The 361-nt window shown below is 42.7% G+C and carries 1 protein-coding gene; it reads left to right on the forward strand.

Translation table 11 applies throughout. The features are described 5' to 3' along the window. Positions 1 to 243: IS200/IS605 family transposase (tnpA, locus tag OI69_RS18740; RefSeq protein WP_039354239.1), on the forward strand; the 243-nt coding region annotated here is incomplete at its 5' end. Positions 244 to 361 lie beyond the last annotated feature (118 nt).

A 361-nucleotide genomic window follows, 5' to 3' on the forward strand; every position in this document is an offset into this window, starting at 1 on the left:
AAATTGAGTGTTTCAGGTTTCATGGGGTATCTGAAAGGCAAAAGTTCGCTGATGATATTTGATAGACATGCGAATCTAAAATATAAGTTTGGCAACCGTAAATTCTGGAGCGAAGGGTTCTATGTAAGTACGGTAGGGCTAAATGAAGCGACAATCCAGAAATATATCAGAGACCAAGAGAAGTCAGATTTACTCTCAGACAAATTGAGTAGTAAAGAGTATGCAGACCCCTTCAAGGGGTAGGCCAAAGTAGCAAAGACACTTAGCTTGAACGAAGAGAAAGCAGCGTCATTTAGGCGCAGTCGGTAACAAGCCCTTATAGGGCAAGAGCAAACCACCCGCTATGCGGGTGGTTATGATT

The sequence above is a fragment of the Pectobacterium fontis genome, from assembly GCF_000803215.1.
Lineage (GTDB): Bacteria > Pseudomonadota > Gammaproteobacteria > Enterobacterales > Enterobacteriaceae > Pectobacterium > Pectobacterium fontis.